Here is a 26190-nt window from a genome sequence, read left to right on the forward strand (position 1 = left end):
TACCTGGTGTCGTATTTCCCACTCGCAGGCAAACGTTTAGCACTCTATTATCCTCGCCATTCGATAGAGAGGTTTCCATGTCCCGTTTTTTACTTTGCAGTTTTGCACTCGTCTTACTCTACCCTACTGCCATTGATTTGTATCTTGTTGGTTTGCCTCAAATTGCGTCAGATCTCAACGCCAGTGAATCTCAGTTGCATATTGCGTTTTCGATCTATTTAGCTGGCATGGCTACCACGATGTTATTCGCGGGAAAAATTGCAGACTCTGTGGGACGAAAGCCTGTTGCCGTCGTCGGCGCGATGATCTTCGTGCTCGCATCTTTTCTCGGCGGGATGGCTGAACAACCAAACACTTTCTTGATTGCTCGCTTTTGCCAAGGCGTCGGTGCTGGATCTTGCTATGTCGTCGCGTTCGCGATTTTACGCGACACGTTAGACGATGAACGCCGCGCGAAAGTGTTGTCGATGCTCAATGGCATCACCTGTATCATTCCAGTGATCGCACCCGTGATTGGTCACTTGATTATGCTGAAATTTCCTTGGCCGAGTTTGTTTACCACAATGGCAGGAATGGGCATTCTCGTCAGTGTATTGGCCATTTTTGTTCTCAAGGAATCACTACCCAGCCAACAAGGTGAAGAACAGACAGCGCCAGAGAGCCATCAAGAGACTTTCTTCGAGCGATTTTTTATCAGTAGGCTGATCATTACTGCACTTGGAGTGACCACCATTCTGACCTTTGTTAACGCTTCACCAATTGTCGTGATGAGCATGCTTGGTTTTGATCGCGGCGGCTATTCTTCCATCATGGCAGGGACTGCGACGATCAGTATGTTGATTTCGTTCTCGGCGCCATTGGCATTGGGGATTTTTAAGCAGCGAACCTTAATGATCACCTCTCAAGTATTGCTCGCTTGTGCAGGCATCGTGCTCAGTGCTGCCCATTTCCATGATGGACAATCTCTTTACTATGTATTCGGACTTGGGCTGATTTGCGCTGGTTTCGCTTGTGGCTTTGGCGTGGCCATGAGCCAAGCGCTCAGCCCATTCTCTCAACAAGCTGGCGTGGCTAGCTCGTTACTGGGCATTGCTCAAGTTTGTAGTTCAGCGTTCTATATTTGGTTTATGGGTTTCATCGGCGTTAGTGCACTGAATATGTTGGTGTTTATCTTATTGTTAGGTAGCGTAATCAGCCTTGCTCTAATACTATTGATTCCAAAGCCTGTTCACGATACCCATTATGAAGAAATCCCTAGCGCGACTTGATTTAAACTTACTGTTCACTCTGCAATTATTGTTGCAAGAGCAAAGCGTCTCGAAAGCCTCGAAAAAGCTGAACGTTACGCCCTCTACCGTAAGTAAGTCGCTCAACAAACTTCGTCATTGGTTCGATGATCCTTTGTTTGTCAAAACACCTAAAGGTCTTGCGCCAACGCCCTTGGCGCAAAGCATGGAGCAAGATCTTGCAGAATGGCTGCAAATTGGCTGCCAGATTGCAGAAAAACGCAGCGATATTACGCCTAAAGGAGTGCGTTTTGATATCACGATTGAGTCGCCATTAGTGCTCACAATGCTGGACAGACTCATCGTCGCTATCCACCAGCGATACCCTGAAGCGAAAGTAAAAACCAGTAACTGGGATTACGACTCACTCGACGCCATCATTCGAGGCGAGGCGGATATCGGTTTTACCGGCCGAGAGAGTCACCCGAGATCGAAAGAGTCGTTGGATCTTCTGCCGTATTTCTTGGATTTTGAGATTCTATTTTATGACCTGCCGATGGTGTATTTATATAAAGATCATCCGGCATTACAGCAAGAGTGGAATCTCGAGACCTTTCTGAGCTACCAACACATCAATATTGTTTGGGAAAAAAGTGAAACTTGGGCGTTGGATGAAGTATTAACGGAACTAGGGCTACAGCGCTCTATCGGGCTGACGATGTCCAACTTTGAGCAATCCCTTTTTATGGCAGCGCAGCCGACGCATGACATGATCACCACCGCGCCGCACTATTGCAAAAGTTACACAGAAAAGCTGCATCTCGATTTGGTGTGCTTGCCAATTCCATTAGACCAAGCTCAACAAGACAAGTTACTGATTCCATTTACCATGATTTGGCATAAACGCAATGCGTACAATCCCAAATTGCTATGGTTGAAAAACACCATTAAGTCATTGTACAAACAACCTTCCCAACCACAGTAAGACTCAGGCTAAGGTCAGGTTTTCTCTGGTTATTTTTAATGACTTTCTTGCTCTGATAGCTATAACTAATCACTTTATCAACTAATAAAAATGTTCTTTTGGATCTACACTAGCTGTTCATTTACACGCTAAGGATCAAGGATGTCGACCTTCTTACTCACTGCTATTGCAATGCTGGCGTTCGCTGCCAATTCATTATTGTGTCGAATTGCCTTGGCAGAAGGGTTAATTGATGCAGGAAGCTTCACGCTCGTTCGATTGATATCCGGCGCTGTTATCTTAATCGCAATGCTTGTCGTGAGAGGTCAGTGGAAAACCGATCGGCCAACTTCTCGCTTTCGCTTTTTTGCTGGCGTGGCGTTATTTGGTTACGCTGCCCTTTTCTCTTTCGCGTACTTACAACTGGCGACAGGAACAGGTGCTTTGCTTTTGTTTGGTGCCGTGCAACTTACGTTACTGGCAATCTATTGGTGGCAAGGTGAGCGCTTTCAGTTTCTCGAAATCATCGGTATCGGCCTTTCAATTGTTGGATTTGTTTGGTTGATGTTGCCATCTGCCACTCGTCCCGATATTAGCTCTGCACTTCTTATGTTGATTTCTGGCGTTTGTTGGGCTGCGTTTACTGCGCTCGGTAAACAAGCGCCTTCTCCAAGTAGTGGCATCACGTGGGGATTCATCGCTGCATCAATAATTGGCGTGCTCCTTTCGCCATTAATCTTGTCCTCAATCCACCTTTCTTGGAGCGGAGTGTTGCTCGCTATCGCATCTGGTGCCATTGCCTCTGGCCTTGGTTATACGCTTTGGTATCAAGTAATGCGTAAGCTCTCTTTGCTTCAAGCCGCCGTCAGCCAACTTTCCGTGCCAGCCATTGCTTTGCTACTCGGCACCGTCGTACTCCACGAGCCTCTTTCACTGCATATTCTTTTAACCAGCGGCATCATTCTTGGTGGCATCGCTTTGGTTTTTTTATCTCGATCCAAAAAAACAAACGAACAATCGGCAAGCCGATAAAAAGTAATAACTTTCCCTCTCAAGTACCCATTCATCATCTATGCTTTTTAAAGCAGTAAAGCTCATTGCAGATGGTACAAGTGGTCTGCTTTGGTACCAGGCGAAGAATATAAGGTGAGAATTGGCTCACACAATGCAACGATTTTGTTTCAAAAGTGAGAATCATCACAGATCGCGAATTTGCTCGTTTTAGGCGTTTCGCCAATAACGCCAAGGGCTAGCACGAGATCAAGCCAAATACGCACTTTTTGTTTTGACAAAGGGTTTACAAAGCACACTTTTTCACCCGCTATATTCCTCCCCCCTAATTTATTCAGAACAAGATTCTGATTATTCATATAAGAAATTCATCAACTTATAACGATAAGCCTGAGCAAACTTTGACACTATGAACGACAAAATAAAATTCGCTATTAAAGTATCGCTTAGCCTAACTCTGGCTTATCTGATCCCGTTTGCCATGGGTTGGCCGCAAGCATCGACGGCCGCAACCACAGTGATGCTGATTGCATCCACAGGCAGTCGTCGAGAATCACTCGCCAAAGGTACCTTACGCGTGTTTGGTACGTTGGTTGGCGCCGTCGTTGGCTTGTTACTGGTGGGATTGTTTGCTCAAGACCGCTTGTTGTACATGCTGAGCGTGTCGGTTGTGGTCTCATTCATTTTTTACTTCCGTAATGCCTATCAAAAAGATCCAACGCTACTCATGCTGACCGGTGTGATGACGTTGATGATGTCCAATGGCGGTGACGCAGAAGGTGCGTTCCTTTATGGCGTTGACCGCGCCTATATGACGGTGTTTGGGGTGGTGGTTTACACACTCGTGGGGACTTTCTTATTCCCGACCAAAACAGAACAAAACCTAAGGCAGCTCATCGAACAACTCAACCAAGCACAACGCGCGTTGTTCTCCGCTATCTTGCAAAATTTCGAGCAAAAATCGGCAGGGCAAATCTCTCCTCAAGAAGACGGAGAAGAAAATCCAGAAGCGGAAGAGCCACAACCTAGCGTGGACACTCTCATCGAACAGATGTTTGCCGCTCAAAATGCACTCGAACAGCGCTTTGCCACGGTCAGTGTGGAATGCAGCGACGTGTCGGCCTACATGAAAGAGTGGCGCTTGGCAGTTCATTTGAACAAGCAGGTAACGCAACAATTGACCGTCGCGGCGCACAGCCACTTTAGCCACCAGCAAGACCGTGAAAGCATCAGCAACTTTGATCAAGCCGTGGCGGAAATTGACGCGCTATTTGATACCTGCCAACAAGTCTGGGAAAAAAAAGAACCCGCTTATCGTGCTCAGGAATTCAAAGTCAAATACAACCAAGCGTTGCTAGAAGACGCAGCTCACCTAGAGAAAGGCTCTGCGCTTACGCTTGGTCACCTGTTGGAACTGATGCATCAAAACTTGTCGCGTTTAGCGGAGAGCATTAGCTGTATTGACTCTGTGACGAACAATGTCTCCTTTGACGTGCCACTGCCGAAACCGAAAGGCAAGTTTCTATGGTGGGACGCAGAAAACTTTAAAACCGCGGTCAAAACCTTTGTCACTTATTGGGTTGCTGGACTGATTTGGATTTATTTCAATCCACCAGGCGGCTACTCGTTCGTGGTCTTCTCGACCATGTTTATGTCTTTGCTGTCGTTCGTGCCTGTGCACCCAATTTTGTTGCTTGTGCTGTTCACTTTCGGCTTCTTGTTCGCGGTGCCTTCTTACGTCTTCATTCTTCCGCAATTGGATCTCGGGTTAGAACTTGGCCTGTTCATCTTTATCTACACCTTTATCGGTTTTTATCTGTTTAACGGGCCAGTGACGATTTTCTATATGATTGGCTTGTTTGTTCTCGGTTTAGACAACAACATGTTTTATCACTTCGGGATCCTCATGACGATCATGCTGTTGTTCTACATGGTGGTGTTCATGATTATTTTCGCGCACTACTTCCCGTTTAGCTCACGACCAGAACACCTCTTTTTGACCATAAAAGAACGCTACTTCCGACATACCCGAGAGCTGTTCACTACCTATCAACAGCAGTCTAGCTCGGTTATTACGCCGCCCAAACGGGCCTTACACTTGGTGACGCTCAATGTCTCATCGAAAAAGCTCAAAGTCTGGGGTTCGAAAATCAACCACAAACACTTTGATAAAACCACGCCAGAAGCGATTGGCGCGTTCAGCAAAGCGTGTGATGTACTCAGTAATCACATCAACATCTTAATGGCCGCCGAGAAAAAGTTGATGACCAATCCGCTGATTACTAAGCTTCGCCAACAGCACCGCGATTCCATCATTCCTTTGATGGCGGGCGCTTTAGCTAGCCATCAAGCAACACAAGAACTCGACTCCGTATTCGACCAATACAGTCAGGATTACCAAACATTCGAAGATAAACTGGAAGATTTTTTTAGTGAGTTGGATTTATCTGACTACGCTTATTCAGAGATAGCCGGTTTTTATATCTTGCTGAATTTAAAACGGAACGTGTTCGAAGCAATCAAGCATTGCAAGCAAACCTACGAGGATATCGATTGGGTGAACTTACAACAGAAGCGTTTTTAAAGGTGGGGATATGATGCTTCCAAAACTAACCAAACCAAGCCTCGCCATACTTTCTTTGCTCGGACTCAGTGCGTGTACCACGGTAGGACCAGATTATGTTCATCCAAAGCAGGCGCCACTGCCAAGTGACTGGTCGGTGCAAAAAGCAGCCAAAGATACGCAGCAATCAGAGCAACAGCTACAACAATGGTGGCAGCAATTTAATGACTCGACTCTTAATCAGCTGGTTGAGTTGGCGAGCAAACAAAACCTCGATTTAGAAGCCGCAGGGCTACGAATTGTACAAGCACGTTCATTGCTTGGTATTTCGACTGGCTTGCAATACCCACAAGTTCAAACCGTGTCAGGAAACCTAGCGCGTGCCTACGTAAATGATCAGGGCGTGAATAACGCCACTTTGTCGTTTGATGCTGCTTGGGAAATGGATGTTTGGGGCAAGTATGCTCGCGGTATTGAGTCGGCAGAAGCGGGTTACTACGCATCCATCGCATCGTATCACGACATCATGGTTACCATAACCGCCGAAGTGGCGCGCAATTACATCAACTATCGCACATTCCAAGAGCGTATTTTGCTGTCTCGCCGCAATATCGAGATTCAAGAGCGTGTCGTACGTATTACTCAGGTGCAGTTCGACTCTGGCAACGTTACAGAATTGGACGTTCAACAAGCTAAAAACCAACTCTACACCACCAAAGCAGCGCTACCGAGCCTCGAAGTGGCAATGAAGCAATCACGTACTGTGTTGGCTTTGCTACTGGGTCTGTTACCAGAAGAAGTAGATGGACTGCTACAGTCGGATGGGATGCACAAGCAAATCGCTGAGTACGAAGCCCAGTTCAAATCAACGGGCAGAAAATCGGCGCTATCGGGCACCGACGAGCGCTCCATTGTGCCACGTCCACCGCTTTTGGATACGCAAGTGGATGCTAACTTAGTGATGCGACGTCCGGATTTGCAAGTCTCTGAGATGCAAGCTCGCGCGCAAAGTGCGCAGATTGGCGTGGCAGAAACCGCTCTGTACCCAAGCTTTTCGCTGTTCGGTTCCATCGGTATCGACAGTACGGTTCCCGATGGCAGCAGTTTCAGTTTTAGCGATTCGCTCACCATGGTGGTTGGCCCAACGTTCAGTTGGAACATTTTCCAATACGGACGCGTGAAAAATAACATTCGTTTCGAAGATGCTCGCTTCCAAGAAACGCTGACGAACTACAACAAAAAGGTACTGCAAGCCGTTAATGAAGTCACCAATGCAATCGAAGCATATGACCTGTATTTGCAGCAAAAAGATTTACGCTTGCAATCGGTCAACTCTTCCATTCGTGCGTTCAACATATCCATGACACAGTACGAAAACGGACAAATTTCATTCGAACGTCTGCTTAACTCGGTAGAAAAAATGACCCGCGCAGAAGACAGCTACGCAACGATCAAAGGTAATGTTGCGAACCAAGTTGTCGCGCTCTACAAAGCCCTCGGTGGAGGCTGGCAAACCCAAACAGGCAAACCTTTCATCAGTGAATCGATTGCCACGCAGATGACAGAGCGCACTGACTGGGGAAGTTATTTAAATGAAGAAAACCGCGTATTGCCGCCTTTGCGACTCGAAACTCCGGCTGAGACCAGTGATGAAAACAAAACGGAGGATCGGTAATGCCTCATGAACTCTCTTGGGGAGACGTTTACTTTTCTCCTACGCTACTCGTGCTCTTTCTCGCCGTCACGGCCACGTGGATAACGGTGATGATATTGAACAAGACACGTTTGTCTCGCTTCATCGCTTTTCCGTCTCTGACGTTTATTGCCATCATGGTCGGTTATGTGGTGGCCATCGACAGCTTTTATATTCAATTTTAGGTGCCAAACAAGATGAAAAAACTATTCGTAATCGCACTCAATCTTGTCATTCTTGGTGGCGCAGCTTGGCTCGGCTATCAAAAGTTTGAGGAATACTTTAATAACCCATGGACACGAGATGGGCAAGTGCGTGCTAACGTCATCAAAGTGGCTCCTCGCGTATCAGGCCCAATTGTAAATGTCGCGGTGCAAGACAACCAAGAAGTAAAAACGGGGGATTTACTGTTTGAAATCGACCCTGCGACTTACCAGGTTGCGTTATCTCAAGCCGAAGTAGCACTGGAGCGCTCCATTGTTAGCTCTCGCGGTAAAAAAATCGAGTATGACCGCTTAAAAGACATTCGTGCCAAAGACCGTGGCGCAGTTTCTCATAAGGATCTGATTCGTCGTGAAATCGCTTACGAAGAGTCGCTACTGCAAATCAAATCTGCAGAAGAGCAACTAAAATCAGCACGCCTTAATCTCAGCTTTACCAAAGTTTATGCGACCGTCGATGGTTTTGTATCTAACCTCGATATTAGAAACGGTACGCAAGCGGTCGCAAACCAACCACTGCTCGCACTGATCGACAAAAACAGCTTTTGGGTATTTGGTTTCTTCCGTGAAAACCAACTTGCGCAAATCGAACCTGGCAGCCAAGCGCGTGTCACTTTGATGTCTCACCCAGACACGCCAATTGACGCGACGGTTGACTCGATTGGTTGGGGTATTGCGCCCAAAGACGGCACGGTCGGCTACAACCTTCTGCCAAACGTAAACCCTGTTTTTCAGTGGATTCGCTTAGCACAACGTATTCCGGTGCGAATCTCCCTACAAGAACTTCCTGAAGATGTTGATCTTCGATTCGGGCTTTCTGCGTCCATCATGGTGATGAAAGAGTCATCCGCAGAAAGTGAACAATAACTAAGTGAGAAGAGCCATGGTCATTGGTAAAAACCTCAAAAATATTAATGAAGAAAACAACTTCTTCTATCTAACCTTAGCACTAGTGATTTTGTTGCTAGGGAGTGCGATGGCACAAGTCGTAGGTGAAGGGACGATTGAACACATACTTCAGGCTTTCACGGTTCTGACGTTTATCGTCTGTTTTGCGAGCCTTCGCTTTGACAAAACCTGGTCTCGTTTCCTCTACAGCCTGTTTGGTGTTTGGGTTCTTGTGATTGTGATCAAGACCGTTTTCGACATCAGAGAGATGAATGTGGTGATGCTTGCCCTCACCTTTGCGTTCTTTTTCGGCACTTTTAAATCCATCGCAAGACAGATTCTTTTCACCGGCCATGTCAACAGCAACAAAGTCATTGGCTCGGTAGCGCTTTTCTTGCTGCTTGGTCTGATGTGGGCGATTGCCTACCTCATTCTGCTTGAGTTTTCGCCTGAAGCCTTTACCGGTATGGAAGCGATTTCTTGGGGGCAGAACTTATCCAATGCAGCGTATTTCAGTTTCGTTACCTTAACCACGCTCGGTTATGGCGACATTAGTCCTCTAACACCATTGGCTCAAGTCGTGGTGTATTTAGAGGCCATCACAGGTGTTTTTTATATGGCGATTGTTGTTTCAAGTCTCGTCAGTTCTAACATTGATCATCAGGTAAACAAAAATGGATAAACAATCGGTAAAAATCGACAGTAAGCTTTTCATCAGTAATATGGTGGAATCGGCAATACGCATTGGCTTGATCTTTGTCTTGCTGATGTTTACGTACGACATCATCAAACCCTTCATCCTTCCGGTTATTTGGGGCGCTATTATAGCCGTCGCTTTAATGCCGCTTACCCAAAAATTGCAGCGTGTATATGGTGGTCGCAGAGGTCTGGCAGCCACAACCATTGCTTTACTTGGTATTGCCCTCCTTGTCACGCCACTTGTTATGGTATCAGGCTCCATTGTGGATGGTGCAACGCACGCGCTTGAAGTACTACAAAATGGACAAGTGAAAATACCAGGGCCAAAACCTTCCGTAGCGGATTGGCCTATCGTGGGTGATAAGCTCTACGAAGTGTGGACCCTATTCGCTACTAATCTTGAGCAAGCGATTCAAACCTTTATGCCACAAATAAAGGCAGGACTCACATCTTTACTGGGTACACTTGGGGGCGTATTGGGAAGTTTACTGCTTTCAATCTTGTCACTTGCGATTGCAGCAGGTTTCATGACGTACTCTGAATCTGCAGCATCAGGCTTAAGAACCATCGCGATTCGAACCGCTGGTGAAAACGCAAAAAGCTGGACCACGCTTATCGCTGCGACAATTAAAAGCGTACTGCTTGGCGTAGTCGGTGTAGCGGCGATTCAAGCACTGTTGATCGGTGCTGGTTTCTTCGTATTTGGCGTTCCGGCAGCAGGTTTACTCACACTGCTTCTAATGATTTTATGTATCGCTCAGCTCCCGGCGCTGCTCGCAGTGCTACCTGTGATTGGCTTCATGTACATGACCCAAGACACCTCAACAGCAACCATGTTTACTGTTTGGGTCGTAGTTGCGGCTCTTTCTGAAAACCTGTTCAAACCAATGTTAATGGGACGTGGCGTCGACGTGCCAATGCCTGTGATTCTGCTCGGTGCCATCGGTGGTATGCTTTTCTACGGCATCGTTGGTCTGTTCTTAGGTGCCGTTATCCTAGCAATTTGGTATGAGTTATTTGTTTGGTGGTTAAGCATTGAGAAAGCACAACAGCAAGAAGAAATGGCAGAACAACAAGACGCTTCTAATGACCAATCAGTACCTGGACACGGTGCAGGCATATAATAAATCAATAAGTTAGAAAGAAATTTAATCTATAACTTATGATATCAAACCGCTGCATTTCAGCGGTTTGATTCTATTTGGATCACAGTTTCGTCGTAATAAATGCGATAAAAATGACGTTCTTGTTAAATTTTCATACTTATTACACTTGGGAGTTGCAATCGGGCAATGAACGATGCACTCTCGATGACCACTAATTTGCTTAGGATAAAAACAATGAAATTGATCAAGCCTTTAACTTGTGCGCTTGCTCTCGCAATGAGTGGCATGGCATTCGCAGATGTAACCGTGAGTGTTCCTGACAACGTTTCAGTATTAGCGGCTAACGGTGAAAAAGCAGATCTTTCGGGTGGTTTTTTCGCCTCTGAAAGAACACTGACGTTACCTGATGGCCTTAACCAAGTCGTATTTCGTTTCGCCCCTTACTTCAACCAAGGTAATGACCGTTTAAGTGTTGAAAGCGATGTTATCGTTACACGATTTGACGCGACCAATGCCGAACTCACTCTACAAATGCCAGAATACCGCAACCTACGTGATGCGGAAGAGAAGATCAAAGACTTAGATTGGAAACTGGTTGATGATTCTGGCAACGCAATCGCGGTTGACCAGGACAAGTTGCTCAAACCGGGTATGCAAATCGGTCGTGATTACGTGCGTGAAATCGAAGATTATAACCAAGCTGGCGGTGCAGCAGCCGTGGCTTTTGCTGGCGCAGCAACCATGCAGCCAGTCACGCTTCCTGCAAAGGTTCCTGCGGATATGAAGCAAGTGAGAGCAACTGCGGTTAAAGCGGATTCGACAGCTGAAGAGATGCTGCACTTCTGGTACCAAAAAGCAGACGCAGAAACCAAAGCTCGCTTTAAGAAATATGTTAATCAACAGTAAATCTGGTTAACTTTATCGATATTAAAAAAGCCACTTCACGTGGCTTTTTCGATCAAAAAATTAGGAAACTTGGACAACTTTAGTATTGGCGATCAAGTCATGCAACAAACGTCGCTCCGGATGAAAGAACAACAATGCCAAATTTACCAACGGGATCCCCGGAATGAGCATCTCCAGTAAGTAGCTAATAACAAGCCTTAACCCTGCTGTAACTTTCGTTGCCTTACTATCATTTTTCATTACAACTTTAATACCAATCATGCGCATACCAATGGTTTGCCCATGACTCAATGCATTCCAGTTGATCATTAAAACCGTTGGTAAAGAAAGCAAGTAAAACGCCTGAGTTTCACGAACAAGCGTGAGGTTATCTGCTAAAGAGAGCTGAAAGTCGTTAAGAAAAGAGTTAATACTCAATGCAATTATTAACACGACCACCATCGTAAAGAGCAGGTCGATAAAACCAGCAATGATTCTCTGTTGCTTGCTCGCGATAAAAGCATACATGGACTTCAGTCACCTCAATGTAATTGGTTAAGCGAGAATGACTGAGTGTACAGACGCGCAATGGTGAGCGCAGTTTAGGTATTGCCAACATAATATTCAACTAAGAACATACTAAATCGCGGTCGTATCTCAAAAGTAATCATTACATCTTGAGCATAACCGTATCAATTTAACAAAACGCTACCAGTAACGTTCGTAAATGATATTTCCCCCAGTTTGATGGCGATACTTTTCCAAGCCTAGCTCTTGTAAAACGGGCACGGTATCTTTGATCATTTGTGGATTCCCACACATCATGACAAAGCTACGCTGAGCTGAGAATGGCGCATCAGCGGCGTTGGACAGTAAACCCGATTCGATGAGTTCAGGAATTCGGCCTTGTAATTTACCATCAACCACTTCCCTGCTGACTATCGGTATATACTTTAATCTGCCTTCATATCGTTGCTGAAGCTGTTCAATTAGGTATTTATAAACCAGATCTTTTTCGAAACGAACGGCATGAACCAGCACAATGCGCTCATTGTGAGGCGGTAAGTTTATATCATCCAGCAGCGATAAAAACGGTCCAATCCCCGTACCTGTAGATAGCAGCCACAGGTCATGAGCCTGTTTAGGAATAGAATCATGGATTAAATCGCCATGTGCGGTGGCACCGACATAAATGCTATCACCAGATTTAAGCTTTTGGAGCCGTGGAGAAAGTTGTCCTTGAGGGTCGGCTACTATTAGAAATTCCAACCAATCGAATTGCTCGCTTGGCGCATTAACCACAGAGTAAGCACGGCTGATCGGCTTACCTTCATCATCAAGCAAAGCAAGCTTGGTGAATTGGCCAGCTTTAAAGGAAAGAGGCGCGCCAGATATTCTCAAACTGAACAGCTCACCTGTCCAATCAATGCGTTTCTCAACTCTTGCGAGGTTGAAACCTTTGAGTTCAATCATGAGACACCTCCTATCTGGTTACTCTTAGTTAAACTTACGCCTTCAACTCGATTATGTAAAGTTTCTAGTTTACATAATCAAACCACTATTTCATTTCACATTTTAAAAACAATTTTATTACATATTAAATGATTACATCTAGAATAAATGCTCAAAGTGATAAGTCGCGTCGCAATTTGTGGCAAAGCAGATGAAAAAGGAGCAATAAAAATGGACACACTGTTAAAGGACTTTCCCGTTATCACAGAGATAAAAGTCGCATGGGGTGAAATGGATGCTCTGCAACACGTTAATAACGTGGTCTATTTTCGCTACTTCGAGACCGCACGTTTAGATTACTTCAACAAAATTAACCTGCTGGTCGACCTGCAGACCTCGCAAATTGGGCCAGTACTGAGCGAGACTCAATGCCGCTACAAATTGCCTGTTACTTACCCAGACACGCTATTAGTCGGTTCTCGCGTAATCGACATGCAAGAAGATCGCATCACAATGGAGTACCAAGTGCTGAGTAAGAAGTGGGGTAAAATTGCGACCATCGCGACCGCCACTGGTGTGATGTTTGATTTTAAGAACAACGTTAAAGCTGCGATTCCAGATCACGTTCGCCAGTCGATTTTAGACTTGGAAGGAACCGTGGGTAGTACGCATCATTTGGAGTAGCAAGAAACGAGAGATTAAAGGCGAGGTTCCCGACAGCGCTTCTTCATAGCTATCGGGAATGATGCTGAGGTACCATTCCAGCCCGCGTGATAAGAAAACTAGCGTCATTCTAATGAGCCTAAAGTGAATCATTCGAAACCTCGCTAAACGTAACAGTAGAGCGACTCTTCCAGCCTACGCGATAAGAAAAGCTGCGTCATTCTAGCGAACCAAAGCAAGACTAAGAATCTACATACCGCTTGCTGCAGACCATAAAGCTATGAATAAACTCAATACAATCTGAGAGTAGATTCTGAATCACGCTCGTTCCTCGCGGTTCAGAATGACGGTTCGAGTTTGGCTCTGATCTCTACAAAACCATCTAAAAAAGCGATTCCAGAAGAACCTAAGTGAGTCACTCGGAATCTCGCTTTAGACGTATCAGCAGAGCGACTCTTTCAGCCCACGCGATAAGAAAAGCTACGTCATTCTAACGAGCCAAAGCGAGACTAAGAATCTACTTGCTGCTTGCTGCAGACCATAGAGCTATGAATAAACTCAATACAATCTGAGGGTAGATTCTGAATCACGCTCGTTCCTCGCGGTTCAGAATGACGGTTCGAGTTTGGCTCTGAGCTCTACAAAACCATCTAAAAAAGCGATTCCAGAAGAACCTAAGTGAGTCACTCGGAATCTCGCTTTAGACGTATCAGCAGAGCGACTCTTTCAGCCCACGCGATAAGAAAAGCTACGTCATTCTAACGAGCCAAAGCGAGACTAAGAATCTACTTGCTGCTTGCTGCAGACCATAGAGCTATGAATAAACTCAATACAATCTGAGGGTAGATTCTGAATCACGCTCGTTCCTCGCGGTTCAGAATGACGGTTCGAGTTTGGCTCTGACCTCTACAAAACCATCTAAAAAAGCGATTCCAGACAAGCCTAAGTGACCATCCGAAATCTCGCTTGAGACGCATCAGCAGCGCGACTCTTCCAGCCGACGCGATAAGAAAAGCTGCGTCATTCTAGCGAGCCATAGCGAGACTAAGAATCTACTTACCGCTTGCTGCAGGCCATAGAGCTATGAATAAACTCAATACAATCTGAGGGTAGATTCTGAATCACGCTCGTTCCTCGCGGTTCAGAATGACGGTTCGAGTTTGGCTCTGACCTCTACAAAACCATCTAAAAAAGCGATTCCAGATAAACCTATGTGACCATCCGGAATCTCGCTTTAGACGCATCAGTAGGGCGACTCTTCTAGCCTACGCGATAAGAAAAGCTACGTCATTCTAGCGAGCCATAGCGAGACTAAGAATCTACTTACCGCTGCTGTAGGCCCATAGAGCTATGAATAGACTCAATACAAGCCTGAGGGTAGATTCTGAATCACGCTTTAAACGTAACAGCAGAGCGACTCTTCTAGCCTACGCGATAAGAAAAGCTACGTCATTCTAGCGAGCCATAGCGAGACTAAGAATCTACTTGCCGCTTGCTGCAGACTATAGAGCGGTTAGCAGAATGTCTCGATGTACAGCGCTTCGACTTTGTCTCTTGCCCATTGCGTTTTACGCAAAAACTTCAGAGAAGATTTGATCGACGGATCTTTCTTGAAACAGTTCACACGAACGCGCTCATACATGCCATTCCAACCAAAGTGTTCAACTAGTCGGGTGACGATTTTCTCTAAACTCAACCCGTGAAGTGGGTTATTCGGCTGCTGTTGGCTCATGCTATTGATCCGGTAAAGTGAAGTTGCGCGCTAATTTAACTCAAACTCGCCGTGCAACCTAATGTTTTAACCTTGAATTGGCCTACGACTCTCCCCTATAGTAGCCCAAACTTCATAAAAGCCCTTTTCACGATGAAAGCCCTCAACGACCTCAATATTTTTGTCGAAACCGCGCGCCAAGGCAGCTTTTCAAAAGCCGCTAACAGCATGGACATGACACCTGCCGCCATTAGCGCATCGATTAAGCGTCTTGAAGGGCAAATCGGTTTCCCGCTGTTTGTGCGTTCTACCCGAAGCCTGCGTTTAACCTCAGAGGGCGAACTGTTTTTAGACAAAACCACGCAAGCGTTGGCAACATTGCAAGAGGGGTTGGATCAGATCTCAAGTGCGCGTGGCGAGTTATCTGGTCAACTGCACATTACTGCGCCCTCCGATTTTGGTCGCAATATGTTGCTCGATTGGGTGGATGAGTTCATCGATCTCTACCCAAATGTTTCCATAAAACTAGAGCTATCCGATAGCTTGACGGATATGTACACCAAGCCTGTCGATATTGCGATTCGCTACGGCGAGCCAGCCGACTCCAATCTGGTCGTGTTGGCTTTGTGTGGGGCAAACGAACGGATCTTATGTGCATCGCCAGAGTACGTAGCCACACATCCAGAACTCACCTCTCCTGCCGATTTAACGCAACACAATTGTTTGTGCTATATGGTCGCGGATTCGGTCTACAACAAATGGACGCTCACGCGTGACGGCGAGAAAGAACAAGTCGTGGTCAGCGGTAACTTGATGAGCAACGATAGTGACTTGCCACATCGATTAGCGATTAAAGGCAAAGGCATTGCGAATAAATCGTTGATGGACATCAGCCGAGACTTAATCGAGGGAAGATTGGTGCGAGTGTTACCAGAGTGGGATTGCGGCCCAGTGCCACTCTACATGGTGTGTGCCGATCGTCGCTTACTGACGCCAACGATTCGGACTTTCCGCGACTTTATCCAACAAAAATGCTGCCAACAACGCGCCAACGTGCTGGCAACCTTCTGTCATTAGGCGATAAATCGAAGAGGACGAATCTGGGTATACTCAACCCAATCGTTCTCTTCCAATGTTTCAAGAAACGCCGCCATGTGCGGGCTTTGCAAATGCTTATCCAAGGCCTCTTGCGATGCCCAAATTTCTTGGAACATAAATAGGCCATCAACTTTTTCGTCGAGATACAACTCGTATTGGCAACAGCCTTCTTCTTGACGAGTTGGCTCTAGTAAACCAGCAAGCAAATTCACCACCTGATCCTTGCTGTCTGGATAGGCTTTCACTTCTGCAACTAAGTGGATCATCGTTTTATCACTCTTTTGCGATTTATATATTGATTACAGGGTTCTACGTAACCAGCAAGTAAGCTCGAATTATATCTCGGTGAATACGGTTTCTGCGTCCCAGCGAGACTTTGGCGTTTTCGCGTTGAAGTCATCTTCCGCGTGGTAGCCCAGCGGCACGATCACAACGCTGGTGTAACCTTTTTCACGCAAGCCAAATTCTTCATCCAGCACTTTGGGATCAAACCCTTCAATTGGCACTGCATCAATTTCTAGCGTCGAAGCACCCAACAACAACGTACCCACGTTGAGGTAAACTTGTTTCTCCATCCAATGATTCGCATCTTTCAGATCAAAGCGGTGCATGTTCACAAAGTAGCTACGACCACCACGCACAGCCGCTTTCGCTTCTTCGGTTGGGAATCGGCCATCTTTTTCTTCTTGCGCCATTAGCGCTTCAATGTAGTCGTTATCAATGCCTGTTTTCGCACAAAACACCAATACGTGAGAAGCGTTGAGAATCTTCGCCGCGTTAAACGCGTAGTTCTCTTGCGCCGCTTTAGCGATGCGCTGTTTGCCTTCTTCTGTGCTTGCCAGAATGAAATGCCAAGGCTGGGAGTTCACACTCGATGGACTAAAACGAATCAGCTCTTTAACTGCATCGATTTTTTCTTGAGGTAGCTTGCGCGTTGGGTCAAACACTTTCGTTGAGTAACGAGATTTTGCAGCTTGTACGATATCCATGAGGTTCTCCAATTAATGAATTTAAGCTGTGTAACAGCATAACCTCATGAGATAAAGGGAAAAACCGATTTCGATTAAAAACATTTTCAAAATAAATTTGAAAATAAAAGATAAGAAAGGCTTTGAACGTTCTCACTGAACTTCTTCATCTTTTCAGCAATAATGCATGTTTGCTCGCAACCAAACTCAACTCATGCTGCCTCAAGATAACGTTATTACATCCTTTCTGTGCAAAAAGCTCGGTCACAATCACCTTCGAATTGCCGGCGAATATTGGCACATTGAGAAGTTGGTGGCCTTGCAATGCATGATGTTGAAAGAAGCGCCTAACCTCCAAGAAGGGCTGCTTTGGTGGAGTAAAAGTGTCTCATTATTCGACCGCCGTTTGTACGTCACATTGCAACATGGTGATGCCCAAATCCATCTGCAAGTCGAATGCAGAACAGCCGATATGCCAAATTGGGCGGAGTCGGTGTTTGGCTTGCTCAAAATGCAATTGGAAATGCTTGAGCTAAGCGAATCAATACAGGTACAAATTCAAGCCAGCAATCCACTCGCGGCCGATATTTTTCTAGGGGAAACGCGAGATTCTAAAACGAGTTCAAGCGTGTTTGACCTGGTGAAACATGTTTATTTGCTGCTTTCTCACCAGCCCATTGAGCAACCAGAATTACTGAGTGTTTTGAACGCCTTGTTCATCAAAAACAGCAATTACGCGCTCAAGTTAGAGCAAGCGGCAAGGCAACTGGGCGTCTCCAAACGCACCTTGCAACGTCGACTGCAAGAGAAGCAAATGAGCTACTCTCAATGCGTTGATTTCGCTAAAAGAAAGCAAGCACTCACTTTGCTTGCCGACACCCAACTCACAACGCAGCAAATCGCCTATCAACTTGGTTACGAAGAACCATCGAACTTTCACCGCACTTTTCGTCGTTGGTATCCGTTTTCACCCATGCAGTATCGCCAACAATGTTTGGATAACCGAACTCAACTAAATCAACAACCGATCCGCTTATACTACGCCAAAGCCAATACCTTCGACGATAACCACATCGACCAACCTGTCGGCAAAATCTGGATGGAAGTGGACAATATTGCGTTTGAAAAAGTGGTCTCGGTAGAATGCCGTGACCGTGATGGCGCATGGCGGCGCTACCCCGCCTTCTTCGAGCGTTTTTTAAGTCATGGCACCGAACTCTGGGCAACGACCGAACTTCCGGTAGCGCACCCCCTTACCTTTCGCCTTTGTTATGAAGTCGATGGGGAACGTTACATTGAGAATAACCACCAGCGTGACTATGTGGTTTCTAAGGGGCTTTTAATTGGCGCAACGGAATACATTGTCCCGACTCGGCAGCTTATTAATATTGGGGCGCAATACACGCTCTTTATCGAACTGGCATGCCGACTTGAAAACGTTTCGAGGATTGACTGTTACGTCGATGATGACCCCACACCTCACGCAATGCGCTTGACCCAACACTCGCTACATTATGCTTGTTGGGTGCTGCAATTATCGCTCACTCAAACTGCAAAGCAGTGCCGTTTCCGCCTTTATGATGAATCCGACAACGAGCTCGCGAAAGATCATTACCCGATACAATATCCTATTGTGCAACCGCTCAATTAAAACTGTCGGTCAGATCAAAATCGTCTCTTCGTGACATCATTTCACGTCTTTTTTGGCGTGAAATGACACTCTCAATTTCAAACCTTTGATTTATCGTTTCCGCATTGCTGCATAACGGAGACAAAAACCGTGTTTGAAAACTTACCTAACCCTATGAATAAAATAAAAATACTACCTTTAGCGATCGCCTTAGCTCTTTCTGGCTGTGGTAGCGATGAAACTACGCCAACCGATACAGGAAGCCACGTGGCATCTCCTGATTGGCAAGATCAAATCATTTACTTCCTGATGATCGACCGTTTTAACGACGGCGACAGCGCTCTTAATGATCAAGGGCAGAACGAATTCGATCCGACTTCGGATAAAAAGTTCAGCGGCGGCGACCTCGTTGGCGTGAGTGATAAGTTAAGCTACATCGAAACTCTCGGTGCCACATCGATCTGGATTACTCCGCCAGTGGCAAACCAATGGTGGGATGCAGAACAAAACTATGGTGGCTACCACGGTTACTGGGCGCGTGACTTCCAAAAAGTGGATGAGCACTTTGGTGACATGGAAAGCTACCAAGCGTTAGCGCGAGAAGTGCACGCTCGTAACATGTTCTTGATTCAAGACATCGTGACCAACCACGTAGGTAACTTCTTCACTTACGATGACCCATACAATTACGATCCTAGCCTACCTTGCCAAGGTTTCCGTTTGATTGAAAATGCGCTACCAGCAGGACAAGAACTGCCTTACCCGCTCAACAAGAATGAGTGTAAAGAAGATGGCACAGGCAGCTACCACTGGACGCCAAGCATCACCGACCACAACGATCCGGTACAAGAAAAAACCTGGCAGCTCTCTGATTTGGATGACCTTAATACGTCCGATCCTGAAGTACGCGCTTATCTAAAAGAGAGCTACCGAAAATGGATTCGCGAAGTCGGCGTCGACGGATTCCGTATCGATACGGTGAAGTTTGTTGAACACGACTTCTGGAACGACTTCCTGCACGCCGACGATGGTGTGATGACTCAAGCGGTTGATACTGGTCGCGATAACTTCCTGACCTTTGGTGAAGTCTTCGAAACATCTACGCCTTACAACACAGAAGGCGAAGAGAAGATGCTGACTTACATCGGCGAAAGCGGCTCGCCGGAGCAGTTAACCTCGGTACTGAACTTCCCATTGCAAGCGACCATGACGCGCGTATTTGCAGCAGGGCAACCGACCGACTATTTGCGTTTCCGTCTTGAGAAAATGATGGAGATGTTCCCGAATCCATACATCATGCCGAACTTCATTGATAACCACGATATGCCGCGTTTTCTATCGCAAGGCAGTGTCAACGATATGAAGCAAGCTCTGATCACCATGATGAGCGTACCCGGTATTCCTGTGATTTACCAAGGTACAGAGCAAGCGATGCCAGCAGCGCGCGATGCGATGTTTGCTGGCGGTTACCGTGAAGACGGCGACTACGTAGATTCATTCGACCAAAACAGCGAGATGTACTTGTTCATCCAAGAGCTTGCTAAGTTACGTACCGAAAACAAAGTCATGACACGCGGCGAAATGAAAGTCATTGGCAGCGATAAAGCTGGTGCAGGTGTGTTCGCCTTTACCCGCACTTTGGATAACGACGAAGTCTTAGTGGTAATGAACACATCTAACTCTCCAATGTTGATGAACCAACTCGATGTAGAACAAGTTGGTGGCACCGTCTTCAAACAACAAATCATGTCGAACTGGGTAGACGCTCCAGAGCAGTTAATCGCAGATGAAAACGGTCACGTAACCCTTGAGCTACCAGCCAAATCTGCCGTGATTTACTCAAAAACTAACGATACCCAATCGGTAGATACCCCAGACCTCAACATACAACTGGCGCAGGATTGGGAAGGAAAAACCATCACTGGTGATATTGTTATCGCGGGTAGTGCGAACGCCAACGAGAAGTTGAACCTTGTCGTCGATGGTAACTTGGAAACAGCGCAAACCATTACTGTAGGTGCTGATGGTCAGTTTAGTGTCACGCTGTCGACTCGTCATTTTGCGATTGGCGAGCAACAGCACCGCTTCGCGATTTATTCCACCGAGAAAAAAGCAGGCATCGAGGACGTGAATTTTGTCTCCAACCTAAGCTGGTCAAACACGCCGGACGACACCATTGATGATGCGGGCGATGCACAAGACGGCGTGGGCGGCCCAAACGGCAACTACTCATTACCAACCGATCCAACGTTCGACAAAGACAACAGCCAACTCGCGATCAACAAAGCAGAAGTGTTTACCGTTGGCAGTAACGTACGTTTGACCTTCACTATGGACAAAATCACCGACACTTGGTTGCCACCAAACGGCTTCGACCACGTGGGTTTCACCATCTTTATTGATTTACCGGAAGAAGCCGCAACCAACTTGTCTGAGCTACCGAAGATCAACGCTTCTATGCCAAACGGAACCTGGAGTCGCAATGCGGTTGTTTTTGGCTGGCAAAGCTCGATTTACAACACCAAAGGAGCAAATGCGACGACATGGGGAGAAGCCGTAACACCAGCACCAATGGTCACGGTAGACAAAGCCAACAACACCATTTCGATGGACTTTACTAGCGATGCACTAGGCCGCCCAGATTCGCTCGATGGTATCCGCTTCTATGTCACGACTTGGGACTTAGACGGCCTTTCGGCAACTTACCGTCCGCTAGAACAAGACAAAGGCCCTTGGAACTTCTCCGGTGGCGCATCGGATGAAAGTAAGATTTGGGACGATTTACCAATCATCACCTTGTCGGAATAAACCGTTAAATAAAACACCGCCCAGCGTTTAGCTGGGCGGCCATCAACAAAAAAATGCAGAAAGACACTTCTGCTCGTTTTTATTCTAGTTAAAGAACGATTTCACCCACAGCACCAGACTGTCCCAAAGCTGACCGAACCACGAGCCCTCTTCTACCGCTTGGCTGCTGACCAAGGGATAACTCGCCACGGTACTGTCATCGCTTTTCCAAACGACCTTACCAATCTCATCTCCTTGCGCGATCGGCGCAATCAACGGTTCATTTAACACCACACTCTTATCAAGCCCAGCCGTCATTGAACGAGGCAGAGTGAGATAGGCATCTTTAGCAAAGATCGCCTCAACTTGATTGGTATTTCCCTTCCAAACACGAACTTTAGACTCAACTTGGCCTTGCTTAGCAACTTGCTTGGTGTCATAAAAACGAAAACCATAGCTGAGTAGATTCTTCGATTGGCTGATCCGAGCCTGTTTACTCGGCGTGCCCATCACCACCGAAATAAGGCGCATTCTTCCTTCTTTGGCCGAGCTCACCAAGCTGTATCCGGCATTGCTGGTGTAGCCGGTTTTTCCCCCGTCGACATCAATGGAATTGTCCCACAGCAATTTATTGCGGTTGTACTGTGTAATGTCGTTCCACTTGAAGACTTTCTCGCTGTATAGCGCATACACATCAGGAACATCGCTGATGATCGACTGCATGAGTTTTGCCATATCGGTTGGTGAGGTTTGGATGCCATCACTATCAAGACCATGGGAGTTCACAAAATAGGTGTCTTGCAGTCCTAATTTCTCCGCCCAACCATTCATCAAGGCGACAAAGCCGCGTTCACTGCCTGCAACGTGCTCAGCCAGTGCAACGCACGCGTCATTTCCTGATTGGATGATCACGCCGCGCATTAAGTTCGCAACACTAATTTCATCTTTCGGTTTGATGAACATTTTAGAAGAACCGGGAAACTTGGCCGACCACGCATTTTCGCTCACGGTGACAACATCATCCCATTTCAAACGCCCCGCTTTGATTTCTTGTCCAACTACATAAGCGGTCATCAACTTGGTTAAACTCGCCGGAGCAAGGCCTGCTCGCCCGTTATGCTCGGCAATAATGGCACCGGATTGAAAGTCCATTAATACGTAGCCTTTTGCCTGTAACTGAGGTGGGTTGGGCGTAACAACGGCAAAAGTAGGTACGCTTATTAAACAAGTCACAATTGTCCATCGAGCCAGTGACACTTTCATCCGACTTCCTCCATGCTCTTACTTTGTCGCAACTCTATTGAGCATAGCTCACTCAACCAGTTGCACCAGTCGCTAATCGTTTCATTTTCTTGAACTTACATTGATTTGACCAAGGTATAGAACTGAAGAGGCAATTGGGAAATAGCGTTGGTTCTTCGCGCCATTCGCAGTAAAGTAGCGCTACCCCTCAATAAGGAAATAAAGATAACAATGAACGCTCAATCATTTATCGACGCAGGATTGCATTACACTCCCCACAGTTTTACCGTTCCTCTGGATTACCAAGACGCGAGCAAAGGCACCATTGAAGTCTTCGCCCGTTCGGTTTGCCTAGTTGGCGATGAAGAATCGACCAAACCTTGGTTGGTTTACTTTCAGGGCGGGCCTGGCTTTCCCTCTCCACGTCAAAACGGCAATAACGGCTGGGTAAAACGCGCCCTGCAAGAGTACCGAGTTTTGCTTCTCGACCAGCGCGGTACGGGCAACAGCAGCGTAATTAATCACCAGACGCTTGCTCACCTCACGCCAGAGCAACAAGCAGACTACTTGAGCCACTTCCGAGCGGATAACATCGTGCGCGACGCGGAATACATTCGTGAGCAATTTGGCGTCGAAAAATGGGCGATCTTAGGTCAAAGCTTTGGTGGGTTTTGCTCCCTCACCTATTTGTCTTTGTTCCCAGATAGCTTGCTACAAAGCTACATCACAGGTGGCGTGCCATCAGTCTCACGTCATGCCGACGATGTGTATGAAGCCACTTTCAAACGCACCATGGAGAAAAACCAAGCGTTCTTCCAACAATTTCCAAGTGCGCAACAACTTTGCCAAAACATTGCGAATCACTTGCTGGAAAATGAAGAGTACCTACCAAATGGTCAACGCTTCACGGTGGAGCAATTTCAACAAATCGGCATCAACTTTGGTGTGAGTGATACTTTCTTACCAACTTACTATTGGCTAGAAAGCGCGTTGATTGAAGTGAACGGCAAACCACAACTTCGTTATGAGTTCTTAAACGATATGTTGGCGCAGCAAAACTTCCAAACCAACCCGATCTACGCCATTTTGCATGAATCGATTTACTGTCAAAGCTTCGCGTCGAATTGGAGTGCGCACCGCGTTCGCCAAACCCGATCAGAGTTTAATTATGAATCTGGCAAGCCATTTTACTTTACGGGGGAAATGGTCTTCCCATGGATGTTCGACCAATACGTTAACCTCAAGCCACTAAAAGACACCGCAGAAATATTGGCAGCGAAAGAAGATTGGACAACGCTGTACGATCAAACACAACTGGCTCAGAACAAAGTGCCTGTCAGTTGCGCCGTTTACGCCGATGATATGTTTGTTGAAATGGATATCAGTCGAGAGACGCTCGCGTTAATACCAAATTCAAAAGCGTGGATCACCAATGAGTACGAGCACAACGGTTTACGTGCCGACGGTGAACGTATTCTCGATAGGCTCATAGCCATGGGCAAACAGACCGCAGCTACGTTGAAATAAGCACGGCAGAAATTAGAAATACGCCTTTTCAGTATGTGGTGAAAAGGCGTTTATAGCGGTTTATGAACAATGGCGATCAGTCATTCACTCTTTGTCCCTAAACCTTTATCCCTCACCACCTCATGTATAAAACTGCGACATGTCCTTTCCTTGTCAATGACTCCGGTGATTATTTGGTGCTTCTTGCGCCTAACTTTTTTGAAGGGCCTAAAACAGAATAACAACATAAATTTAAACCAAAAGTATCGGCCCCAACCTACCTGACTCACTATAATTAATGCTTATAATTTGAACACATAGCGGCTTCACCTGCGGACATGCCCCCCCTATCAAAGACCGCCAGGCCCCGCCTACTCATAATATCCGTATAATTTGTCCGTATTTCCGACTAGTTTAGTCAGGTATACTTCGTGCCGCTAAAATTTTAAGGTCGTTGACCACCTGTATTTTTAAAGGAAACCTCATGAGTCAGTATGTAGTTTGTGCGCTGTACAAGTTTGTTGAGCTGAATAACTATCAAGAGCTACGCGAGCCATTACTTGCGTTGATGGAAAAACACCATATTCGCGGAACATTACTACTGGCAAGTGAAGGTATCAACGGTACTGTTGCATCTGATCGTGCAGGTATTGATACGCTACTGGAGTGGCTAAACAACGAACCTCGTTTGACTGGCACCGTATACAAAGAGTCGTATTCTGAGACCCAGCCATTCAATCGCACCAAAGTGAAATTGAAAAAAGAGATCGTAACATTAGGTGTTGAAGGTATAGACCCTCGCCACGTAGTGGGGACTTACGTGAAACCTCAAGAGTGGAACGATCTTATTGCTGATCCTGAAGTGTTTGTTGTCGATACACGTAATGATTACGAAATCGAGATCGGGACATTCAAAGGCGCTGTAAACCCAAATACTGAAACCTTTCGTGAATTCCCAGACTATGTAAAAGAAAACATGGACCCGGCAAAACACAAGAAAGTTGCGATGTTCTGTACCGGTGGTATCCGCTGCGAAAAATCAACGGCTTACATGAAAGAACAGGGCTTTGATGAGGTCTACCACCTAGAAGGCGGCATTCTTAAATATCTTGAAGAAGTTCCTCAAGAAGAGAGCATGTGGGAAGGCGATTGTTACGTATTTGACGGGCGTGTTGCAGTGAACCACCAGCTAGAAAAAGCAGATTATGATTTATGCAACGCTTGTCGTCTACCGATAACTGAAGAAGACAAACAGTCAGAATTGTTCGAGCAAGGCGTGAGCTGTCCAAAATGTCACGGCACACACTCAGAAGAACAAATTGCTCGATTCCGCGAGCGTGAAAAACAAATTGTTCTTGCAGAGCAGCGAGGCGAGCAGCATGTTGGTGGTGAAAGTGCCAAGCAAAGAGAAGCTCGACGTGCCGCTAAGTACGCGCAAAAAGAAGCGCAGCGTAAACAAGACTAAGCCCAACTCTCCTTATATTTAGCGAGCTGCCGTAAGGTGGCTCGCTTTTACTACGCACCAATACTCTTTCAATACAATTTTGTATCCCTCACCAATACTTCTAGTTGATTGCCTCTTTTACCTTCGGGTAACCCCACCATTTCATCATAAGCACTTTGATGCACTAAAACCTGCTTATTTGCTTTGATATTCCTGCACTTCTTTTGCATCTCGATCAGGGAATGAGCCCTCAAAAAGGTACCGTTGTCATTAGTGATAAATTGCGCTTCTCCATCAATCACGACAGATGCCTGGTACAATGCGAGATCAAGCGAATGAATGACCAATTTGTCTACATAGAAGTATTTTTGTAACTTACTCAATGGTATTGCCATGTGTCACCTCCCTAAAAGTTACCTCTACGTTTTGTGGA

Annotated in this window: 23 protein-coding genes; 16 read left to right on the top strand and 7 right to left on the bottom strand. The window is 46.2% G+C overall.

Annotated features, from left to right (window positions below):
* Window positions 1-77 precede the first annotated feature (77 nt).
* The 10 genes from R7Z10_RS01655 (at window position 78) to R7Z10_RS01700 (ending at window position 11277) form a co-directional block, all read left to right on the top strand.
* Window positions 78-1268 carry an MFS transporter gene (locus tag R7Z10_RS01655; RefSeq protein WP_170893952.1) on the top strand — a complete coding sequence of 397 codons (1191 nt, stop codon included), beginning with the start codon at window positions 78-80 and terminating at the stop codon, window positions 1266-1268.
* A complete protein-coding gene (gene yidZ, locus R7Z10_RS01660; RefSeq protein ID WP_318103753.1) occupies window positions 1243-2211 on the top strand; it encodes an HTH-type transcriptional regulator YidZ in 969 nt (322 codons plus the stop codon). Before R7Z10_RS01655 ends, yidZ begins: the two co-directional genes overlap by 26 nt.
* Before the next feature lie 141 nt (window positions 2212-2352).
* Entirely contained in the window at window positions 2353-3222 is an 870-nt protein-coding gene (locus tag R7Z10_RS01665) for a DMT family transporter (protein WP_213961678.1), read from the top strand.
* A 388-nt stretch (window positions 3223-3610) separates the two neighbouring features.
* A complete protein-coding gene (locus R7Z10_RS01670; protein ID WP_213867899.1) occupies window positions 3611-5785 on the top strand; it encodes an FUSC family protein in 2175 nt (724 codons plus the stop codon).
* A gap of 10 nt (window positions 5786-5795) precedes the next feature.
* Window positions 5796-7439 (top strand): TolC family protein, encoded by a 1644-nt coding sequence (locus R7Z10_RS01675; RefSeq protein ID WP_017820551.1) that lies wholly within the window; start codon window positions 5796-5798, stop codon window positions 7437-7439.
* A complete protein-coding gene (locus R7Z10_RS01680; protein WP_005374946.1) occupies window positions 7439-7642 on the top strand; it encodes a DUF1656 domain-containing protein in 204 nt (67 codons plus the stop codon). Before R7Z10_RS01675 ends, R7Z10_RS01680 begins: the two co-directional genes overlap by 1 nt.
* Window positions 7643-7654: 12 nt before the next feature.
* Window positions 7655-8545: an HlyD family secretion protein gene (locus R7Z10_RS01685; RefSeq protein ID WP_033906681.1), complete on the top strand. Its 891-nt coding sequence runs from the start codon at window positions 7655-7657 to the stop codon at window positions 8543-8545.
* A 16-nt stretch (window positions 8546-8561) separates the two neighbouring features.
* A complete protein-coding gene (locus R7Z10_RS01690) occupies window positions 8562-9248 on the top strand; it encodes a potassium channel family protein (RefSeq protein ID WP_318103756.1) in 687 nt (228 codons plus the stop codon).
* Entirely contained in the window at window positions 9241-10389 is a 1149-nt protein-coding gene (locus R7Z10_RS01695) for an AI-2E family transporter (RefSeq protein WP_318103757.1), read from the top strand. Before R7Z10_RS01690 ends, R7Z10_RS01695 begins: the two co-directional genes overlap by 8 nt.
* 216 nt (window positions 10390-10605) lie before the next feature.
* Window positions 10606-11277, top strand: a complete 672-nt coding sequence (locus R7Z10_RS01700; RefSeq protein ID WP_017634411.1) for a DUF2057 domain-containing protein — start codon at window positions 10606-10608, stop codon at window positions 11275-11277.
* Between the two features lie 60 nt (window positions 11278-11337).
* Here R7Z10_RS01700 and R7Z10_RS01705 read toward each other — a convergent pair whose 3' ends face one another.
* Window positions 11338-11784: an RDD family protein gene (locus tag R7Z10_RS01705; protein WP_025768614.1), complete on the bottom strand. Its 447-nt coding sequence runs from the start codon at window positions 11782-11784 to the stop codon at window positions 11338-11340.
* Window positions 11785-11964: 180 nt separating this feature from the next.
* The gene (locus R7Z10_RS01710) at window positions 11965-12729 is read right to left on the bottom strand and encodes a ferredoxin--NADP reductase (RefSeq protein WP_005374935.1); all 765 of its coding nucleotides are present in this window, start codon (window positions 12727-12729) and stop codon (window positions 11965-11967) included.
* A 210-nt stretch (window positions 12730-12939) separates the two neighbouring features.
* Between R7Z10_RS01710 and R7Z10_RS01715 the strand changes: the two genes are divergently transcribed.
* Window positions 12940-13392: a thioesterase family protein gene (locus R7Z10_RS01715; RefSeq protein ID WP_005374933.1), complete on the top strand. Its 453-nt coding sequence runs from the start codon at window positions 12940-12942 to the stop codon at window positions 13390-13392.
* 1492 nt (window positions 13393-14884) lie between these two features.
* Here R7Z10_RS01715 and R7Z10_RS01720 read toward each other — a convergent pair.
* On the bottom strand, window positions 14885-15103 hold the full coding sequence (locus R7Z10_RS01720) for a VF530 family DNA-binding protein (RefSeq protein ID WP_005374929.1): 219 nt from the start codon (window positions 15101-15103) through the stop codon (window positions 14885-14887).
* Window positions 15104-15235: 132 nt separating this feature from the next.
* Between R7Z10_RS01720 and R7Z10_RS01725 the strand changes: the two genes are divergently transcribed.
* Complete coding sequence (locus R7Z10_RS01725; protein WP_020838235.1) at window positions 15236-16159, top strand: LysR family transcriptional regulator; 924 nt, start codon at window positions 15236-15238, stop codon at window positions 16157-16159.
* On the opposite strand, the gene R7Z10_RS01730 is transcribed toward R7Z10_RS01725, so the two are convergent.
* Both R7Z10_RS01730 and R7Z10_RS01735 read right to left on the bottom strand, forming a co-directional pair.
* Complete coding sequence (locus R7Z10_RS01730; RefSeq protein ID WP_005499915.1) at window positions 16156-16446, bottom strand: putative quinol monooxygenase; 291 nt, start codon at window positions 16444-16446, stop codon at window positions 16156-16158. The genes R7Z10_RS01725 and R7Z10_RS01730 overlap by 4 nt on opposite strands.
* A gap of 69 nt (window positions 16447-16515) precedes the next feature.
* Window positions 16516-17169 carry an oxygen-insensitive NAD(P)H-dependent nitroreductase NfsB gene (locus tag R7Z10_RS01735; RefSeq protein WP_005480118.1) on the bottom strand — a complete coding sequence of 218 codons (654 nt, stop codon included), beginning with the start codon at window positions 17167-17169 and terminating at the stop codon, window positions 16516-16518.
* A gap of 166 nt (window positions 17170-17335) precedes the next feature.
* On the opposite strand from R7Z10_RS01735, the gene R7Z10_RS01740 reads away from it, so the two are divergent.
* Both R7Z10_RS01740 and R7Z10_RS01745 read left to right on the top strand, forming a co-directional pair.
* The gene (locus R7Z10_RS01740) at window positions 17336-18799 is read left to right on the top strand and encodes an AraC family transcriptional regulator (RefSeq protein WP_318103759.1); all 1464 of its coding nucleotides are present in this window, start codon (window positions 17336-17338) and stop codon (window positions 18797-18799) included.
* Between the two features lie 129 nt (window positions 18800-18928).
* A complete protein-coding gene (locus R7Z10_RS01745; protein ID WP_318103761.1) occupies window positions 18929-21586 on the top strand; it encodes an alpha-amylase family glycosyl hydrolase in 2658 nt (885 codons plus the stop codon).
* Window positions 21587-21670: 84 nt separating this feature from the next.
* On the opposite strand, the gene R7Z10_RS01750 is transcribed toward R7Z10_RS01745, so the two are convergent.
* The gene (locus tag R7Z10_RS01750) at window positions 21671-22828 is read right to left on the bottom strand and encodes a D-alanyl-D-alanine carboxypeptidase family protein (protein ID WP_005462693.1); all 1158 of its coding nucleotides are present in this window, start codon (window positions 22826-22828) and stop codon (window positions 21671-21673) included.
* A gap of 210 nt (window positions 22829-23038) precedes the next feature.
* Here R7Z10_RS01750 and R7Z10_RS01755 point away from each other — a divergent pair, with 210 nt between their 5' ends.
* Together R7Z10_RS01755 and R7Z10_RS01760 are read left to right on the top strand one after the other, a co-directional pair.
* The gene (locus R7Z10_RS01755) at window positions 23039-24334 is read left to right on the top strand and encodes an alpha/beta fold hydrolase (protein WP_017820146.1); all 1296 of its coding nucleotides are present in this window, start codon (window positions 23039-23041) and stop codon (window positions 24332-24334) included.
* Window positions 24335-24797: 463 nt separating this feature from the next.
* Window positions 24798-25778 carry a rhodanese-related sulfurtransferase gene (locus R7Z10_RS01760; RefSeq protein ID WP_017634441.1) on the top strand — a complete coding sequence of 327 codons (981 nt, stop codon included), beginning with the start codon at window positions 24798-24800 and terminating at the stop codon, window positions 25776-25778.
* A gap of 68 nt (window positions 25779-25846) precedes the next feature.
* On the opposite strand, the gene R7Z10_RS01765 is transcribed toward R7Z10_RS01760, so the two are convergent.
* A complete protein-coding gene (locus R7Z10_RS01765) occupies window positions 25847-26152 on the bottom strand; it encodes a DUF6482 family protein (protein WP_054700633.1) in 306 nt (101 codons plus the stop codon).
* Between the last annotated feature and the right edge of the window lie 38 nt (window positions 26153-26190).

Origin of the sequence: Vibrio sp. Vb1018 (assembly GCF_033338775.1) — a bacterium.
Lineage (GTDB): Bacteria > Pseudomonadota > Gammaproteobacteria > Enterobacterales > Vibrionaceae > Vibrio > Vibrio alginolyticus.

Coding starts and splice junctions, on each gene's coding strand:
- R7Z10_RS01655 (WP_170893952.1), top strand. CDS start 78: ATGTCCCGTTTTTTACTTTGCAGTTTTGCACTCGTCTTACTCTACCCT.
- yidZ (WP_318103753.1), top strand. CDS start 1,243: ATGAAGAAATCCCTAGCGCGACTTGATTTAAACTTACTGTTCACTCTG.
- R7Z10_RS01665 (WP_213961678.1), top strand. CDS start 2,353: ATGTCGACCTTCTTACTCACTGCTATTGCAATGCTGGCGTTCGCTGCC.
- R7Z10_RS01670 (WP_213867899.1), top strand. CDS start 3,611: ATGAACGACAAAATAAAATTCGCTATTAAAGTATCGCTTAGCCTAACT.
- R7Z10_RS01675 (WP_017820551.1), top strand. CDS start 5,796: ATGATGCTTCCAAAACTAACCAAACCAAGCCTCGCCATACTTTCTTTG.
- R7Z10_RS01680 (WP_005374946.1), top strand. CDS start 7,439: ATGCCTCATGAACTCTCTTGGGGAGACGTTTACTTTTCTCCTACGCTA.
- R7Z10_RS01685 (WP_033906681.1), top strand. CDS start 7,655: ATGAAAAAACTATTCGTAATCGCACTCAATCTTGTCATTCTTGGTGGC.
- R7Z10_RS01690 (WP_318103756.1), top strand. CDS start 8,562: ATGGTCATTGGTAAAAACCTCAAAAATATTAATGAAGAAAACAACTTC.
- R7Z10_RS01695 (WP_318103757.1), top strand. CDS start 9,241: ATGGATAAACAATCGGTAAAAATCGACAGTAAGCTTTTCATCAGTAAT.
- R7Z10_RS01700 (WP_017634411.1), top strand. CDS start 10,606: ATGAAATTGATCAAGCCTTTAACTTGTGCGCTTGCTCTCGCAATGAGT.
- R7Z10_RS01705 (WP_025768614.1), bottom strand. CDS start 11,784: ATGTATGCTTTTATCGCGAGCAAGCAACAGAGAATCATTGCTGGTTTT.
- R7Z10_RS01710 (WP_005374935.1), bottom strand. CDS start 12,729: ATGATTGAACTCAAAGGTTTCAACCTCGCAAGAGTTGAGAAACGCATT.
- R7Z10_RS01715 (WP_005374933.1), top strand. CDS start 12,940: ATGGACACACTGTTAAAGGACTTTCCCGTTATCACAGAGATAAAAGTC.
- R7Z10_RS01720 (WP_005374929.1), bottom strand. CDS start 15,103: ATGAGCCAACAGCAGCCGAATAACCCACTTCACGGGTTGAGTTTAGAG.
- R7Z10_RS01725 (WP_020838235.1), top strand. CDS start 15,236: ATGAAAGCCCTCAACGACCTCAATATTTTTGTCGAAACCGCGCGCCAA.
- R7Z10_RS01730 (WP_005499915.1), bottom strand. CDS start 16,446: ATGATCCACTTAGTTGCAGAAGTGAAAGCCTATCCAGACAGCAAGGAT.
- R7Z10_RS01735 (WP_005480118.1), bottom strand. CDS start 17,169: ATGGATATCGTACAAGCTGCAAAATCTCGTTACTCAACGAAAGTGTTT.
- R7Z10_RS01740 (WP_318103759.1), top strand. CDS start 17,336: ATGTTTGCTCGCAACCAAACTCAACTCATGCTGCCTCAAGATAACGTT.
- R7Z10_RS01750 (WP_005462693.1), bottom strand. CDS start 22,828: ATGAAAGTGTCACTGGCTCGATGGACAATTGTGACTTGTTTAATAAGC.
- R7Z10_RS01755 (WP_017820146.1), top strand. CDS start 23,039: ATGAACGCTCAATCATTTATCGACGCAGGATTGCATTACACTCCCCAC.
- R7Z10_RS01760 (WP_017634441.1), top strand. CDS start 24,798: ATGAGTCAGTATGTAGTTTGTGCGCTGTACAAGTTTGTTGAGCTGAAT.
- R7Z10_RS01765 (WP_054700633.1), bottom strand. CDS start 26,152: ATGGCAATACCATTGAGTAAGTTACAAAAATACTTCTATGTAGACAAA.